The organism is Marinomonas algae (genome assembly GCF_047525555.1).
GTDB lineage: Bacteria > Pseudomonadota > Gammaproteobacteria > Pseudomonadales > Marinomonadaceae > Marinomonas.
Map to the genome: position 1 here is coordinate 747356 of NZ_JBLIXK010000001.1, position 16631 is coordinate 763986.

The following is a 16631-nucleotide window of genomic DNA, read 5'->3' on the forward strand; positions in this document are numbered from 1 at the left end:
ATGGGAGAGCTGGTTATCAGTTCTCCCCCCGCCTTTGATAAAACACGAGAACATCTATGAGTTTCAACAAACTTGGGCTTTCTGCCTCTATTTTAAAAGCCATTGAAGACCAAGGCTACACCAAGCCATCGGCAATCCAAGAACAGGCAATACCAGCCATTCTTGAAGGCAAAGATGTCATGGCTGCAGCTCAAACAGGTACAGGTAAAACAGCAGGATTCACACTGCCATTACTGGAACGTTTGAGTCATGGAGAAAACGCTCAAAATAACCAAGTACGTGCATTAGTACTGACGCCAACTCGTGAGTTGGCAGCTCAAGTTGCAGAAAGTGTAAAAAATTACGGCCAACACCTGTCTCTCAAATCTACCGTGGTTTTTGGCGGCGTTAAAATTAACCCTCAAATGATGGCTCTTCGCCGTGGCGCAGATATATTAATCGCAACGCCTGGCCGAATGATGGATTTATACAACCAAAAAGCTGTTCGCTTCGATAAGCTAGAAGTGCTTGTATTGGATGAAGCTGACCGCATGCTGGATATGGGTTTTATCCACGATATTAAAAAGATCTTGGCGATTTTGCCTAAGAAACGTCAGAACCTATTATTCTCTGCAACTTTCTCTCCTGAAATTCGCCAACTGGCAAAAGGCCTAGTGAATAATCCGGTAGAAATCTCTGTCACGCCACGTAATGCCACTGCCGTTTCTGTAGAGCAATGGTTACATCCTGTTGATAAAAAGCGTAAAACCGAACTGCTGATTAAACTCATCAAAGACGGTAAATGGGATCAAGCATTGGTTTTCTCTCGCACGAAACACGGTGCGAATAAAATCACCAAATTACTGGAAGAAGCAGGCATTCGCGCCAGCGCCATCCATGGCAACAAAAGCCAAGGAGCACGTACTCGCGCATTGGCGGACTTTAAAGATGGGCGCATTCGAATTCTTGTCGCGACAGACATTGCTGCCCGTGGCCTAGACATTGAACAGTTACCTCACGTAGTCAACTTCGACCTTCCTGATGTGGCAGAAGATTATGTCCACCGTATTGGTCGTACAGGCCGTGCTGGCGCAACAGGTAAAGCGATTTCATTGGTTGCAGCTGACGAACTAGATCAATTGCGTGCGATTGAGCGTTTAACTCAGAAACTAATTGAGCGTCGTTATGACGATGACTTCATACCAACCCACATGCTGCCAGACACAACATTGGATACACGCCCTATCAAGCCTAAGAAGCCGAAAAAGCCAAAAGCACCTCGTGATCAAAATGGCGGAGCAAGAAATACAAACAGCCCAAAAAAAGGCAATGCGCCCAAATCCGGTAATCGTCGTCCAGCAGCACCAAAAGCCGACGTGACACCTGGTCAAGGCTTGCGTAGCAAACCTCTTGCGCCTGCTAGAAAAAATCGCCGACCAACTCAAGATCAAAACTAAGTTATAAGTCGTTAGATACATAAAAGCCCTTAGTGAAAAATCACTAAGGGCTTTTTTATAAAGGCCATAAGCCTTCAATATCATCTCATCTAAAGCACTGTTTTATTGCTAATTGTTTATATTCAATAGTGACATAAGGCTTTTAAATTTATTGGTTAGATTTAAAGACGATGTAAGGTTTTTTAGCTTTTCCGTCTCAGGATTAATCAATTGATCTTTAGCGATTAACCAAGGAACAGGCTTACTCAATAAATAACCTTGCATATGCTGACAACCTAACTCCCGTAAATAAACAAATTGCTCTGCTGTTTCAACACCTTCAGCAACGGTATCAAGCTGATAAGACTCTGCAATCGAAAGAATAGCTTGGATAATTCTTCCTGAAGACACACTTTCTGTTTCCAACAAATCAACAAAGGATTTATCAATTTTCAATCCATTTACTGGGTAATTCACCAGCTGATTAAAAGAAATATAACCCGTACCAAAGTCGTCTAAAACAAGCTTCACGCCGAGGGCACGTATACTTTCTAATACATTAATCCCCTCTTGTCCGATTTCAACAAAGCTTGTCTCGGTCAACTCCAACTCAATCCATTCCGGAGGTATATCATATTTTTCTAAAAGGTCTCTTAAGGAACTGATAAATAGAGGGTTATTCAACTCATCGCAAGACATATTGATACAAAATGTCAGAGCTTTATCCGATAAGAACTCGTAGTCATCTCTGATGCCTCTAAAGGTATTCTCCAACACCCATAAATCTAACTCTCTGATTAAGTTATATTCTTCCGCAATCGGAATAAATATGTGTGGCCCAATACCTTTCATCTCATTGAAATTTGTTCGTAACAGAACCTCGAAAGCCACAATTTTTAATGATTCAGCCTCATAAATAGGCATGTAATTAAGAAAGAATTTATCTTGCTTTAGAGCTTCCTTAATATACTCTGACACGCGTTTTTTATAATAAACATTTTCAGAGAAGGCTTCGTCAAACTCTTGGAAAGAAAGTAAGCTGTTATTTTTAACGTGATACATTGCTGCACCGGCATGCGCCAGCAGTGAGTCAAAGTTGTTATCGTCATTTGACGACTTTGCAATGCCTAAGCTGATAGAAAGCGGGATACTATAAGAGTCAATATTAACTGGCTTTTCAAAATTAAGAGTGATGGCATAAGCCAATGCCAACATATCTTCTCTTTTCAAGTCATCAAAAATGATCACAAATTCATCGCCAGAGAAACGAGAAAAATAACTGCGGCTTTGGTGCTTTTCGAGCTTTACTTCAATCATTCGACTAAAACAGATTAGCAATTTATCACCAACATCATGACCGTAAGTATCGTTAATACCTTTGAAATCATTGATGTCTATATAGAACATATAGACTGCATGATCTGCCGATATGGTACTCAGTCTCTCTTGTATACCTCGTCTGTTATAAAGGCCTGTTAGCATGTCGCGTTTTGAGATCTCATTTAACTTACTATGCTGTCTAATTAAAAATATGATTCCAACCAATAACCAAGTTGAAAAAATCAGCTTAAGCAAATTATTCTCAGAAATTATTTCCCCTCTTAAAACAACTTTATCGAGGGTGATTTTATAGTCACCACTAACTGGCATGTTGTGGCTTAAAAGTTCTAAGTAAAAGATGTTTGAAAAGTCAGTTTGACTGTCTTTAAAATCAATATCGTATTGATCTATCCACCAATTCTCTACTCTAAACGCATCCAACGGAACAGTCAGAACACCAGAATACTTTTCAGCAGAAAAGATAATAGTGTTAAATTTCATGGAGATAGGATCTTTCAAAGAAGAGTAATTAGAATGAAAATTCCTAAAAGAGACTTTGATTTTAGGGTCGGCAAAAGGCCCACTATACAATAGCTCTAAATCCAGCTCATCATAGTGCCCAATATCAATTCCTCTTCCCAACCCATCTCTTAAATCAACAGACAAACCACACAAATTAAACCCTTCTGTTGACTCAAGGTGACATTTTAAGACGGTACGATCACCTTTTTTTGTAAGGTCTCCTATAACGCCACTTGTAGATACGGATCTAAATAAGTCTGAACTGCGGTTTTCTAGAAGAGATAAAGACGTGTCTAAAAAGCCAAAACGATGCAAAGCAAGCGCAGAAAACGTCAAAAGAACTAGTAAAACAAGAACTTTAAAATTGGCTTTAAAAAACATAAATGTTCCTAGTGAGAGGTAAAATCCCTTTATCAATAAAATATTATAGTACAGGACAAGAAGAGATAGGAAAGAGATTCACTGTAAGGTTTTTTATACAAAACTATACCTAAATACTGAAGGTAGCTTAAGGCAGGAGCAGTCAAAAAAACAAACTAGTAAACAGTTTAAAGATTGCCACAAGGCAGTGTCAGCACACTAAAATATTCAACACTTAGATTGATCTTATGGTGAGAAATAAAAAAGCCCCGACAAGTCAGTTCTCACTAACTTATCGAGGCTTATTTTATATGGTGGGCCTGCCCCGACTTGAACGGGGGACCTGCCGATTATGAGTCGGATGCTCTAACCAACTGAGCTACAGGCCCGAAAAACGATCCGCATTATAGCGATATGACTAACACTTGCCAAGAAGTGAATAGCATTTAAACTCAATAAAAATTATTAAGTTTACCAATGAGTAACGCCAAATGGCACGCCCGAGAGGATTCGAACCTCCGGCCTTCGCCTCCGGAGGGCGACGCTCTATCCAGCTGAGCTACGGGCGCATGTCTGTGGCTAAGATGGTTTTGTTCTGTCGATGAACAACTAAGCCAGCAAGAAATGGAGTGCGTATTCTAAAGGAAATTGTTTAGGATTCCAGTACTAATAGCAATTCGGAATGATAAAGTGACTTTTGTATGCTTTCCAATCCATCGCTAAACAGTCCACGTATAAGTACATTGACTGTTATAATGACTCAAACGTTTTCCTTAAGGCTTCCTTGTGAATATATTTTTTAGTATCTGCCGTATCGTTTTCTCAGCTTGCTTAGCCATAACTTCTCTAGTGAGTTTGACCGCTCAAGCTGAGCGCCCAGCAGATCAAATATACAATACATATTGCATTACCTGTCATGCTAGCGGTGTGGCAAATGCGCCGAAGTTTGGCAGCCAAGCCGATTGGTTACCTCATATCGAAAAAGGCATGGATACATTATTGCTGAATGCGACTAAAGGCATTAATGCAATGCCACCAAAGGGGTTATGTTTTGATTGTAGTGATGCTGAAATGCAAAACACCATTCAATACATGATAGATAACAGTCAAAGTTAACAAAGATCAAAACGAACTTGATTAGTCGTTTAACATGGCTTTTAAAGCAGATAATGACGCTTGGCCGCGCTCTTTCTTCACGGTTTCAGATTCATCACCACGACCTTCCCACACCAAATCTTCTTCTGGTAATTCATCTAGGAATCGACTTGGTAAACAGTCTATTTCCTCACCGTATTGTCGACGCTTCGCAGCCAGCGTGATGCACAAGGTTTTCTTCGCTCGAGTAATACCAACATAAGCAAGACGACGCTCTTCTTCGATATCGTCGTTTTCTATGCTGTTACGATGCGGCAAAAGCTCTTCTTCACAACCAATTAAAAAGACATGCGGGTATTCCAACCCTTTTGAAGCATGAAGCGTGAGCAGCTGAACCTTGTCTTCGTCTTCCTCTTCTTCTTGACGCTCTAGCATATCGATCAAGAGCAACTTACTAATGGCTTGATCTAAACCTGCTGTTTCGTCTTCTTCCCAAGCAGATTCCATCATGCGCTGAATAGAATCCAAGAGGAAACGCACGTTTTCAATACGACGATCAGCCGCTTTGGTCGATGATGTTTGTTCTTGAATCCAGCCGTAATAATCCATGTCGTGGATCATTTGCTCAATAACGGGAACAGGCGAAGCGCCTTCTAGGCGTCGTCGCAATGTAGACATCCAGCTTTCAAAATCTTGTAAGCTTTTTAATGATCGTCCAGTCACGCTTTCTTCGATCTCTTTATAGCTACAGGCTTCAAATAAACTCACGCCGCGTTCTGTGGCAAGGTTACCGACTTTTTCTAAGGTCGCTGGGCCGATTTCACGGCGTGGCAAATTTACTACTCGCAAGAAAGCATTGTCGTCTGCTGGGTTTACAAGAAGGCGCAAATAGCCCATTAAATCTTTGATTTCAGCGCGAGAGAAAAATGACGTGCCGCCATTCATTTTATAAGGAATACGATAGGCTTGAAGCTTAATTTCCAACAAGCGCGCCTGATGATTTCCTCGATATAACACAGCAAAATCACGATAAGGAATATCATGGCGCAAATGGCGTGTTTGTATTTCAGCTGCCACGCGCTCCGCTTCAGAATCCTCATTGCGAGTCACCATGACGCGAATAGGATCACCTACACCAAGGTCACTCCACAGGGCTTTATCGTAGATGTGCGGATTATTGGCGATCAAGGTATTCGCGGCTTTCAAGATGGTTTTTGTTGAGCGGTAGTTTTGCTCAAGCTTCACCAGTTTTAAGTTCGGGTAATCTGTGGATAAGCGTTCTAAGTTTTCAGGGCGAGCACCACGCCAAGCGTAAATGGATTGGTCATCGTCTCCTACCAAGGTAAAACAACGGCGATAACCTGCCAACAAACGAATCAATTCATATTGGCTAGCATTGGTATCCTGACACTCGTCCACCAGCAAATAGCGTACTTTTTTCTGCCAACGTTCTCGTAATTCGTCGTCAGACATTAACAAGCTCACAGGCAACAAAATCAAATCGTCAAAGTCCACCGCGTTGTACGCTCGCAAATAACGCTGATATTGCGCATACACTTGAGCCGCCAATAGAAACTCTTCTGTGTCGGCATTGGTCATGGCTTCTTGTGGCGTAGTAAGGTCATTTTTCCAGTTGGAAATTGTATTTTGACAATAAGCCGCAGAGTCTGTTTGACCATTGAATTCTTTGTCGAGAATCTCTTTAACTAAGCTAAAAGAGTCTTGCGAGTCGAATAAAGTGAAGCCTTCTTTTAAACCTGCTCGGCGGTATTCTTTGCGTAAAATACGCAGCCCCAAATTATGGAAGGTGGAAATGCTCAAGCCTCGGCTTTCGGGCTTAGACAAAATACTCACCACCCGCTCTTTCATTTCTCGCGCCGCTTTATTGGTGAAAGTGACGGCAATAATACTATTGGCTTTGAAACCACAGGTTTGAATGAGATAAGCAATTTTAGTGGTGATTACACTGGTTTTTCCCGAACCTGCGCCAGCCAACACAAGTAGCGGCCCATCAATTTGTTTCACCGCGTCTAGTTGACGTTCGTTCAAACTTCGAAGACGTTGAGATATGGATGGAAGCGGCTCACTCATGACAAGACTCTGGCTAAAAAAGGGAATTGAAAAACAACCTCAAGTGTACCTGAGATCAACTTCAGCCGCACGACAGAAAAAGTACTCATTCACAAAAAAAGGGACACGAAATCGCATCCCTTTTTGAGTACAAGACAATCTATTTTTAATTAGACGAATCTTTATCCGCTACGTTTTCTACTGCTCGTCGGCTCCAATAACTTGCCAACAATGACCCAGAAATGTTGTGCCATACGCTGAAAAGTGTGCCAGGCAAAGCAGACAAAGGTGTGAAGAATTTCACAGCTAGCGCCGCTGCCAAGCCAGAGTTTTGCAAACCAACTTCAAATGCGATGGTTCGGCAAACTCGAGAATCAAACCCGAGTAAATACGTCACCCAGTAACCAAGGATCAAACCGATCGTATTGTGAAGAATAACGGCGGCAGCGACCACAAGACCCACTTCTACCAACTTAGAAGAACTCAATGCCACCACAATCGCAATAATCAACACAATGGCGAACATAGAAATATAAGGTAAAGCGACTTCTGCTTTGCGAATAACTTTCGAGAAAAGCGTGTTAATCACCACACCGGCTGCCACTGGCAACAAGACAATTTTAAAGAGGCTGATCAACATAGAAGAAACCGGCACATCAACACTGGTACCAATCATTAAAGAAACAAGGAAAGGCGTTAGCACCACACCCAACAAAGTGGAAATGGCCGTCATAGAAATAGACAGTGCCGTGTCACCTTTCGCTAAGTAACACATAACATTCGACGAGGTTCCGCCTGCCACACTACCAACCAACAACATACCAACAGTTAATTCGGTATCAAAGCCAAACACCATAGCCACAGCGAACGCCGCAATTGGCATCACCAAAAACTGTAATAAAACGCCGACAGCAACGGCTTTTCTGCTTTTCAATACTTGCTTAAAGTCTTTTGGACTTAATGTTAATCCCATCGCTAGCATAATAATCATAAGCAGAGGGACAATTTGAGTTTTCAGCCCAACGAATAAATCGGGTTGAAAAAAAGCTAGGGCGGAAAGCAGTATCGCCCAAAGAGGAAAAAGCTGGATAACCATAAGATGAAACTCCATTTATGCAAACTGATTCACACCAAATAAGGCGCTAAGTAAGCATTTCATTATTATTCGAAGAAACCAGAAAACCCATTCGACGACTTTTGTTCACAGCTTTCTCACAATTCACATTGAAGAAAAGCAAAGCTGTAATGTCGATTTGAAAAATGGGCGAAGAATTGTAACGAAATGAAACTATTTGAAACAGTTTTTATTTATCCTTTAAGAAGTGTTAAAACTCAAAAATACCTCTAATGCAAAATACAACACATCAAAAAGCCAAAATTCTCACAATAAAAACAACTAAGAAGACACAGCGTTCGCGAGCGTTTTCTCCATTTTCCGATAACTCAAGGACTCCATAAGGTGAGCTCTTGTTACTGGCGAATCGTTTAAATCCGCCAAGGTTAAGGCCACTTTTAACACCCGATGATAAGCTCTTGCGGAAAGCTTCAAAGTTTCTAAGGCTTGCTGCATAAAGTGTTTGTCTTCTTCACTCAATGCACAAATCTGTTCCAATTGACGACCACTTAGCAAAGCGTTTTGAACTCCTTGCCGTGCTCTTTGTCTGGCAACAGCTTTCTCAACACGTTCACGGACACTGGCGCTACACTCACCTTCTTCTTGGGCATTCACCAAAACATTCGAGGGCAAAGGCGGCACTTCTACATGCAAATCAATACGATCCAAAAAAGGTGCGGACAATTTTTTCAGATACTTTTGGCTCGCACTCGACTGATAATAGTCTTGGCCGCCCGTATAAGCTTCATTGCTCGCATTCATTGCGGCGACTAATTGAAACCGAGCTGGAAAAGTGACCTGACCACGGGCTCGAGAGATATGCACTTCACCATTTTCAAGTGGTTCTCTTAAAACCTCTAATACCTTACGATCAAATTCTGGTAATTCGTCTAGAAATAAAACGCCATTGTGAGACAAAGACGCTTCTCCCGGTTTAGGTATCGAACCACCACCGACCAAAGCCGCTGCCGAACAAGAATGGTGCGGCGATCGAAATGGTCGCTCTGACCAATACCAATCTAGCCCCATTTTTCGCCCTGCGACTGACTGAACCGATGCCACAGATAACGCCTCTTGTTCTGTCATGGCGGGCATAATGCTCGGTAAGCGAGACGCCAGCATGGTTTTCCCTGTACCAGCTGGGCCAATAAACAACAGGTTATGACCGCCTGCCGCTGCTACCTCCAAAGCCCGTCGCGCTTGGTATTGCCCTTTTACATCGCGCATATCTTTATGATTCAAAGGCAAAGACGCCACAGGTTTGGATTCACAATGGGGCAACGGGTTCATTTTTAATAAATGTGCGGTCACTTGTGTCAGGTGTTTTGCATAAACCGCGTTCCCTTCTACCAAGGCAGCTTCGTCTTGATTATCTTCTGGCAGAATCAATTGACGGTTGGCTTCATGACACGCAATCGCAGAAGGCAACAAGCCCGGAACGCCTCGAATATCACCAGACAAAGCTAATTCGCCAATAAACTCTGTGTCACCTAAACTCACTTCGCCTAATTGACCAGAGGCCGCTAACACACTAATTGCAATGGCCAAATCGTAACGCCCACCTTCCTTGGGCAAATCCGCAGGCGCGAGGTTAATAGTGACTCTTCGGGTAGGAAATTCGAAATGACTGTTGATGATAGCGCTGCGAACACGATCTTTTGCTTCTCGAACTGCCGCTTCAGGCAAGCCCACAATATTGAGGGAAGGTAAACCGTTTGAAATATGCGTTTCAACTGTTACCAAAGGGGAAGCCACACCAACTCGTGCGCGGCTGTAAATCGTCGCTAAACTCATGATCACTCCTTGATCTTAGTTAGTTTTAATAGGCACAAGCAATCCGGCTTGTCTTTTTTAACGTATTTATAGAGGTGAGAATTTAACTCTCTCTTCTATCATTAATGTAATGAGATCACTCTATGTCAAAAACTCAGATTAACCCTAATAAATTACTGCTCTCAAAATGGACTTCTGTCTCGCCTACCCATAAAGAAAAACACTTTATTGTGACTGAGTTAATGCGTGATGAAGAAGGTACTGTTATCGAATGTACTCTTGAAGCTGTCATCAACAGAAACTCATACACATTACCTTGGCAATCACTGACTTCCACTGTCGATTGGAAACAAGGTTGGAAATAAGCAATGACATTACCATCATTTAGTTCCTATTTTTAACTTTTCGTTCCAGCCTCTAGTTCAGTCAGGCGCGCTTCTAAAGCTGCAAGCTTTGTTCGATATTTTGCTAACATAGCCTCTTGCACTTCAAACTCTTCACGCGTCACCAGATCCATTTTAGTCAGTGTATTACGAGCAACTTCATGCAACTGCGACTGGATTTCTTCTTTCGGCAATTTTCCTAACGTCTCTGCGGCTTGCTCTAAGCCTGTACCAAGTTGCTTAATAAATTGATCTATCATGTCATATTACTCTTCGTATTTTTGAACGCCTCACAAAAGGCATCAAGTCAGTGTTTTAAAGCATAGTATAGAGGTCGTTAAAAGGTACAAACAAGCAATCTATGTTTTCTAAGCCACTTTTTCACGCTCTAAGTTAAATGCTCATCAATCTAGCACAAGAATGAATCGCCTCTTTTTTGTGCAATTTTCGACCAATCGTCGACCCTTTACTGTTAACACAACACAGGGATTGCTTATCTTCTGGTATCTAAAGGATTTTTTCTTAATCAGAACAAAGGAGATAAAGCCAAGAGAGTTTATTTGATACAAGGACACCCGCACCAAGTTAATGCACCAAAAATAAAACATTTGAAAATAAACGCACCATTTATAAACACGCCCTCGCCTTTTTAATTTCCAAAAGCAGACAAAATCCTTACAAACCCTTTGGCACTAAGGCACTTCAGTATATGGCACGCATATTGAATAAAGAGCTTACCTGCGTTACGACAATAATACTGACTTAATTAAAGGAGACAGTGGGTATGAAGCTTATAACAGCCATCATCAAGCCATTTAAACTGGATGATGTTCGAGAAGCTCTTTCTGAAATCGGTGTTCAAGGTATCACGGTTACAGAAGTAAAAGGTTTCGGACGTCAAAAGGGCCACACAGAACTATACCGTGGCGCTGAATACGTAGTTGATTTTCTACCTAAAGTAAAAATCGAACTTGCTATTGCTGACGACATGACAGACCAAGTTGTAGAAGCAATTAGTGGCGCTGCAAACACAGGCAAAATTGGCGACGGTAAAATCTTTATCGTTAACCTTGAGCAAGCGGTTCGTATTCGTACCGGCGAGACTGGTGTAGAAGCAGTTTAATTATAGCTTCGAATCTTACAAGCCTTTAGGGGGGCGAAACATGCAAGATCAAATTTTTCACTTACAATATGCCATGGACACTTTTTACTTTTTGGTGTGTGGCGCACTAGTTATGTGGATGGCAGCCGGATTTGCCATGTTAGAAGCGGGTTTAGTACGCGCTAAAAACACCACTGAAATCTTAACCAAGAACGTGGCTTTGTTTGCCATTTCTTGCATCATGTACCTAGTTTGCGGTTACTCGATCATGTACGGTGGCGAGTGGTTCCTAACTGGTATTCAAGACGTTGATGTAGACTCAACTCTAGCTGACTTCGCTGCTCGTGATGGCGGTTTTGAAGGCGGTTCTATCTACTCAGGCGCTTCTGACTTCTTCTTCCAAGTAGTATTCGTTGCAACAGCAATGTCTATTGTATCTGGTGCAGTGGCTGAGCGTATGAAGCTATGGGCTTTCCTAGCATTCGCTGTTGTTATGACTGGTTTCATCTACCCAATGGAAGGTAACTGGACTTGGGGCGGCGGTTCTGTATTCGGTATGTTTAGCCTTGGCGACCTTGGTTTCTCTGACTTTGCAGGTTCTGGTATCGTTCACATGGCAGGTGCTGCAGCAGCATTGGCTGGTGTAATCATCCTGGGTGCTCGTAAAGGTAAATACGGTCCTAACGGTGAAGTACGTGCAATCCCTGGCGCAAACCTACCTCTTGCAACTTTGGGTACGCTTATCCTTTGGTTGGGTTGGTTCGGTTTCAACGGTGGTTCTGTATTGAAACTTGGCGATATCGCAAGCGCTAACTCTGTTGCTATGGTGTTCCTAAACACTAACGCTGCAGCAGCTGGTGGCGCAATTGGCGCACTAATTCTTGCTCGCATCCTATTCGGTAAAGCAGATTTGACTATGCTTCTAAACGGCGCGCTAGCTGGTTTGGTTGCTATCACTGCAGAGCCTTCAACTCCTTCTGCTCTAGGCGCAACTTTGATTGGTCTAGTTGGTGGTCTGATTGTTGTAGTTTCTATCCTTACTCTAGACAAGCTGAAGCTTGACGATCCAGTGGGCGCGATCTCTGTTCACGGTGTTGTTGGTCTTTGGGGTCTATTAGCTGTTCCTCTAACAAACGACGGTGCTACTTTCGGCGGTCAAATCGCTGGTGCAGTAACTATCTTCGTTTGGGTATTCGTAGCGAGCCTAGTAACTTGGTTGATCATCAAAGCAATCATGGGTGTTCGTGTTAGCGAAGAAGAAGAATACGAAGGTGTTGACCTTTCTGAGTGTGGTATGGAAGCATACCCAGAATTCAAAAAGTAATTCTTCCAGAAAGCATTTAGTTCTTTCTTAATAAAACCCTCGCCTCGGCGGGGGTTTTCTTTTTCTAACGACAATCTTTTTGGTGCTTTAAAACAAATATAACGCCCTCATGACATAAAGAAGCGTTATTATCTTGTTATACAAATACAGTCTGATGCATCTACAAAACACGCATCAGCCAATACAATCGAGGCCATCATGCTAGAAGACTTACATTTAAAAATTCGTAATCTAACCAACAACGATTATGAGCAAGTAAAACTACTCATGGATAAGGTTTACCATGATATTGGTGGGTCTTGGCCAAAACACACAATTCATCAATTAATAAAAGACTTTCCTGAAGGGCAAATTTGCCTGGAAGATCACGGTAAAATTGTCGGTATCGCTTTATCTGTACAAGCCAATTATCAACGCTTTAGTAACCCTCATACTTATGATGATTTGGTCGATCAAAAAGAAAACATTTTAAACGACCCTCAAGGCGACGCCATGTATGGTTTAGATGTTCTTATTGCGCCGGAATATCGAGGTTATCGTTTAGGTAGACGTTTATACGAAGCTCGCAAGGAGCTTTGTCGCCAGCATAACTTCCGTGCCATCCTAGCGGGTGGACGCATACCGAATTATCACGAACATGCGCACAATTTATCGCCAGCAGAATACTTAGAATCCGTTCGCGAGAAGAAAATCTACGACCCTATTTTGTCTTTCCAATTGTCGAATGATTTTCAGGTCACACGATTACTCAAACGCTATTTACCGGAAGACGAAAAGTCCCAAGGTTATGCAACACTACTGGAATGGAAAAACATTTTCTTCGAGCCAGAAACCACTGTAATCCAATCACGTAAGACACAAGTACGCATTGGTGCAGTACAATGGCAAATGCGTGAAGTAGAAAGCGCAGATGAGCTTTTAAAACAGGTGGAATACTTCATTGATGCAGTTTCAAACTATAAAAGTGATTTTGCCGTTTTCCCTGAATTTTTTAATGCTCCGTTAATCGGCTTAAGCCCAGATCAAAACAACCAAACAGAAGCGATTCGCTTTCTAGCCAGCTTCACCGAGCGTTTCAAAAACGAGATATCACAATTAGCAGTAAGCTATAACATCAACGTCATCACAGGCTCTATGCCAATCATCGAAGACGAAGTGGTTTATAACATCAGCTATTTATGTCGCCGTGATGGCACAGTAGAAGAGCAGAAAAAAGTTCATATCACACCACACGAGCGCCGCGACTGGGTGATTCAAGGTGGCGATAAGTTGAAAGTCTTTGATACGGACGCAGGACGTGTCGGCATTCTAATCTGCTATGACGTAGAATTCCCAGAACTTGGGCGATTGCTTGCTGAACAAGACATGGACATTCTTTTCGTACCTTTTTGGACCGACACAAAGAATGGCTACCTACGAGTGCGAAACTGCGCTCAAGCACGGGCCATTGAAAATGAATGTTATGTAGTTATCTGTGGTAGTTGTGGCAACTTGCCTCAGGTGGAAAACTTGGACATTCAGTACTCTCAAAGTTCTGTATTTTCACCTTCGGATTTCTCATATCCACACGATGCGGTCATGGCAGAAACTACGCCTAACACTGAGATGATCATGTTCTCTGACTTAGACTTAGACAAGTTGAAATTTACTCGCAGTGAAGGCTCAGTCAACAACCTGAAAGATCGACGTCTTGACTTGTATTCAGTTAACTGGAAAAAATAATCAACAACACAAACCGATAAGGAGAAGCGCTTTGCTTCTTCTTTATTGAATAAAGAGTATTTTCATGGCCAAAGCAAAAACAGCCTTTGTATGTAATGAATGCGGTGCTGACTACGCAAAATGGCAAGGTCAGTGCCAAGCCTGCAAAGCCTGGAATTCCCTATCTGAGATTCGCCTAACGTCGACGAAAACTTCGGCGCGAGTGTCGGCAGCTCAAGACCCTCGCTATCAAGGTTATGCTGGAGCAACAACAGGCATTCAAAGTCTATCGGATGTGGATTTATCTGACGTACCACGTTTTAGTTCAGGTGCCAGTGAATTTGATCGGGTGCTCGGTGGCGGTCTCGTTCCTGGTGGCGTTGTTTTGATTGGCGGCAGCCCCGGAGCAGGTAAAAGTACGTTATTACTGCAAACCATGTGTTGGTTAGCTCAACAACAGAGCGCCTTGTATGTCACAGGTGAGGAATCGCTACAACAGGTTGCTATGCGCGCTCATCGTCTTGGTTTACCGACACAAAATTTAAAAATGCTTTCCGAAACCAATGTAGAAAGCATTTTAAACACAGCTCAACAACTGAAACCAAAAATCATGGTAATCGACTCTATTCAGGTTATGCATCTGGATGGCATTGAATCAGCGCCTGGTAGCGTTTCACAAGTTCGAGAAAGCGCCGCTGTGTTAACCCGTTTCGCCAAGCAAACTCAAACAGCTGTCTTGCTTGTTGGCCATGTGACCAAAGATGGAACGCTGGCTGGACCAAAAGTCCTTGAGCACATGGTGGATTGCTCAGTTCTCTTGGAAGGCTCTGAAGACTCTCGCTTTCGAACACTTCGTGGTATGAAAAACCGTTTTGGTGCGATCAATGAACTGGGCGTTTTTGCCATGCTGGAAAGCGGACTAAAAGAAGTCAAAAACCCAAGTTCTATTTTCTTAAATCGAAGCAATCAACCTGCAGCTGGCAGCCTAGTCATGGTGGTTTGGGAAGGAACTCGCCCTCTGCTTGTAGAGTTACAAGCCTTGGTGGATGACTCTGCTTTTGGTAATCCTCGACGAGTTACCGTAGGTTTTGACCATAACAGACTCGCCATGTTGCTCGCTGTACTTCACAAACATGGCGGCCTGCACACAGCAGATCAAGACGTATATTTGAACGTGGTTGGCGGCGTAAAAGTACTGGAAACCAGTGCTGACCTAGCCGCTATTTCGGCAGTAGTTTCCAGTTTCAGGGATAGAGTTTTGCCGCACGATTTAGTCGTACTTGGGGAAGTCGGTTTGTCTGGGGAGATTCGTCCCGTACCATCAGGACAAGAACGTATCAGCGAAGCCGCTAAACATGGTTTTACACGAGCGGTCGTGCCTAAAAGTAACTGCCCGAAGAAACCAATAGAAGGAATGAAAGTTATTGGTGTCGAGCGTTTGTCAGAAGCGTTAGACGCTATTTTTGAGAATTAACTAGAAAGGGAAAAAGTGGGTTAACGCTCTCTTCTTCCATACCGTAAGGCAGCGCCTTATCAAGATTCGCTTCTAAGCGTTCTTGGCGCGCCTTCAATAAACGAGCACGGCGTTGTTTGCATAAGTCTAAGATATGGTGTCTATCTTCATTCGATAAGGAAAACCAATGAAAGCGCTCGTCTCGGCTACGCAAGCACCCTTTGCAAAAACCTTTGGCACTGTTCTCGCAAACGCCTTTACAGGGGCTTTCTATCACAAACATTTCGATTTGTTCCATCTGCCCCTCCATTTACCTTTACTGCGTCACTAGTTGATAATCGTACATTTCTTCAGGAGACAAAAAGTACACTCTGTCTTCGGGCGCAGCCTCAAGCGAGAACCAATAAAACCGCTCCGGCACACCCATTTCTAGGTAAAAATTCACATAAGCTGCATGGACTGGATCCATTGGATCTAAATTAGCGGCTTTAACTTTTGTCCCATCAGACCAAGCGTGAACGCCAACACCCGCACCAGCACCAATCAGCCTTTCAACACCCCCTAAGAATAGATCAACACCACCAGAAAGCACAAAACCCGTTGGTGCAATCTGTGTGTTCAAACCTAAACGTCGAATCAAACGCGCCCCTTCCATTGTCGCTTGCTGATCAAAAGAGCCGCGAATATCCACTAAGACTAAATCCGTCACATTGGGGTTTTCTTTGATAAGATCACTTAACCGATCAACAAGATCACTGTCTAAAACACCCGATAGATAAGCAACATCGTCCGTCACTTCAACACTTAATTCCCCACCCGGTTCAATACCTTCTCGATGAGAAGATGCAGCACAACCAACCAATGACACTGTGAGTAACATGATGAACAACTTAGCTACAAACAAACGGAGATTCATGACCTAGACGTTGCTCCAAAAAGTGAAAAAATATAACAACATTGCGTCAGATTAGATCAAAACACGTACAAATAAAACCTATT

General features: G+C 42.8%; 14 protein-coding genes and 2 tRNA genes. 7 read left to right on the forward strand and 9 right to left on the reverse strand.

Annotated features, from left to right (window positions below):
• Nucleotides 1-56 precede the first annotated feature (56 nt).
• Nucleotides 57-1436 carry a DEAD/DEAH box helicase gene (locus ACMUMQ_RS03505; protein ID WP_414680627.1) on the forward strand — a complete coding sequence of 460 codons (1380 nt, stop codon included), beginning with the start codon at nucleotides 57-59 and terminating at the stop codon, nucleotides 1434-1436.
• Nucleotides 1437-1544: 108 nt separating this feature from the next.
• On the opposite strand, the gene ACMUMQ_RS03510 is transcribed toward ACMUMQ_RS03505, so the two are convergent.
• The 3 genes from ACMUMQ_RS03510 to ACMUMQ_RS03520 all read right to left on the reverse strand — a co-directional run bounded on the left by ACMUMQ_RS03510 (nucleotide 1545) and on the right by ACMUMQ_RS03520 (nucleotide 4186).
• Nucleotides 1545-3638 (reverse strand): putative bifunctional diguanylate cyclase/phosphodiesterase, encoded by a 2094-nt coding sequence (locus ACMUMQ_RS03510; protein ID WP_414680628.1) that lies wholly within the window; start codon nucleotides 3636-3638, stop codon nucleotides 1545-1547.
• 291 nt (nucleotides 3639-3929) lie between these two features.
• Nucleotides 3930-4006, reverse strand: a tRNA-Ile gene (locus ACMUMQ_RS03515).
• Between the two features lie 103 nt (nucleotides 4007-4109).
• Nucleotides 4110-4186: transfer RNA gene (locus tag ACMUMQ_RS03520), tRNA-Arg, on the reverse strand.
• A 217-nt stretch (nucleotides 4187-4403) separates the two neighbouring features.
• Between ACMUMQ_RS03520 and ACMUMQ_RS03525 the strand changes: the two genes are divergently transcribed.
• Entirely contained in the window at nucleotides 4404-4733 is a 330-nt protein-coding gene (locus ACMUMQ_RS03525) for a c-type cytochrome (protein ID WP_414680629.1), read from the forward strand.
• 21 nt (nucleotides 4734-4754) lie between these two features.
• Here ACMUMQ_RS03525 and rep read toward each other — a convergent pair whose 3' ends face one another.
• The 3 genes from rep to ACMUMQ_RS03540 all read right to left on the reverse strand — a co-directional run bounded on the left by rep (nucleotide 4755) and on the right by ACMUMQ_RS03540 (nucleotide 9690).
• Nucleotides 4755-6803 (reverse strand): DNA helicase Rep, encoded by a 2049-nt coding sequence (gene rep, locus ACMUMQ_RS03530; protein ID WP_414680630.1) that lies wholly within the window; start codon nucleotides 6801-6803, stop codon nucleotides 4755-4757.
• Nucleotides 6804-6948: 145 nt separating this feature from the next.
• A complete protein-coding gene (locus ACMUMQ_RS03535; protein WP_414680631.1) occupies nucleotides 6949-7878 on the reverse strand; it encodes a bile acid:sodium symporter family protein in 930 nt (309 codons plus the stop codon).
• 300 nt (nucleotides 7879-8178) lie between these two features.
• Nucleotides 8179-9690: a YifB family Mg chelatase-like AAA ATPase gene (locus tag ACMUMQ_RS03540; protein ID WP_414680632.1), complete on the reverse strand. Its 1512-nt coding sequence runs from the start codon at nucleotides 9688-9690 to the stop codon at nucleotides 8179-8181.
• Nucleotides 9691-9812: 122 nt separating this feature from the next.
• Here ACMUMQ_RS03540 and ACMUMQ_RS03545 point away from each other — a divergent pair, with 122 nt between their 5' ends.
• Entirely contained in the window at nucleotides 9813-10034 is a 222-nt protein-coding gene (locus ACMUMQ_RS03545) for a TIGR02450 family Trp-rich protein (protein ID WP_414680633.1), read from the forward strand.
• A 32-nt stretch (nucleotides 10035-10066) separates the two neighbouring features.
• Here ACMUMQ_RS03545 and ACMUMQ_RS03550 read toward each other — a convergent pair whose 3' ends face one another.
• Complete coding sequence (locus tag ACMUMQ_RS03550; RefSeq protein WP_317004892.1) at nucleotides 10067-10312, reverse strand: accessory factor UbiK family protein; 246 nt, start codon at nucleotides 10310-10312, stop codon at nucleotides 10067-10069.
• 524 nt (nucleotides 10313-10836) lie between these two features.
• On the opposite strand from ACMUMQ_RS03550, the gene glnK reads away from it, so the two are divergent.
• From glnK to radA, 4 genes are all read left to right on the forward strand, one after another.
• Nucleotides 10837-11175: a P-II family nitrogen regulator gene (glnK, locus tag ACMUMQ_RS03555; protein ID WP_013795072.1), complete on the forward strand. Its 339-nt coding sequence runs from the start codon at nucleotides 10837-10839 to the stop codon at nucleotides 11173-11175.
• 40 nt (nucleotides 11176-11215) lie between these two features.
• On the forward strand, nucleotides 11216-12478 hold the full coding sequence (gene amtB, locus ACMUMQ_RS03560) for an ammonium transporter AmtB (RefSeq protein ID WP_414680634.1): 1263 nt from the start codon (nucleotides 11216-11218) through the stop codon (nucleotides 12476-12478).
• Nucleotides 12479-12676: 198 nt separating this feature from the next.
• Nucleotides 12677-14200: a GNAT family N-acetyltransferase gene (locus ACMUMQ_RS03565; protein WP_414680635.1), complete on the forward strand. Its 1524-nt coding sequence runs from the start codon at nucleotides 12677-12679 to the stop codon at nucleotides 14198-14200.
• A gap of 64 nt (nucleotides 14201-14264) precedes the next feature.
• A complete protein-coding gene (gene radA / locus ACMUMQ_RS03570) occupies nucleotides 14265-15653 on the forward strand; it encodes a DNA repair protein RadA (protein ID WP_414680636.1) in 1389 nt (462 codons plus the stop codon).
• Here radA and ACMUMQ_RS03575 read toward each other — a convergent pair.
• The gene (locus tag ACMUMQ_RS03575; protein WP_414680637.1) at nucleotides 15637-15930 is read right to left on the reverse strand and encodes a DUF1289 domain-containing protein; all 294 of its coding nucleotides are present in this window, start codon (nucleotides 15928-15930) and stop codon (nucleotides 15637-15639) included. The two genes, radA and ACMUMQ_RS03575, sit on opposite strands and share 17 nt — an antisense overlap.
• Before the next feature lie 18 nt (nucleotides 15931-15948).
• Nucleotides 15949-16548 (reverse strand): COG3904 family protein, encoded by a 600-nt coding sequence (locus tag ACMUMQ_RS03580; RefSeq protein WP_414680638.1) that lies wholly within the window; start codon nucleotides 16546-16548, stop codon nucleotides 15949-15951.
• Nucleotides 16549-16631 lie beyond the last annotated feature (83 nt).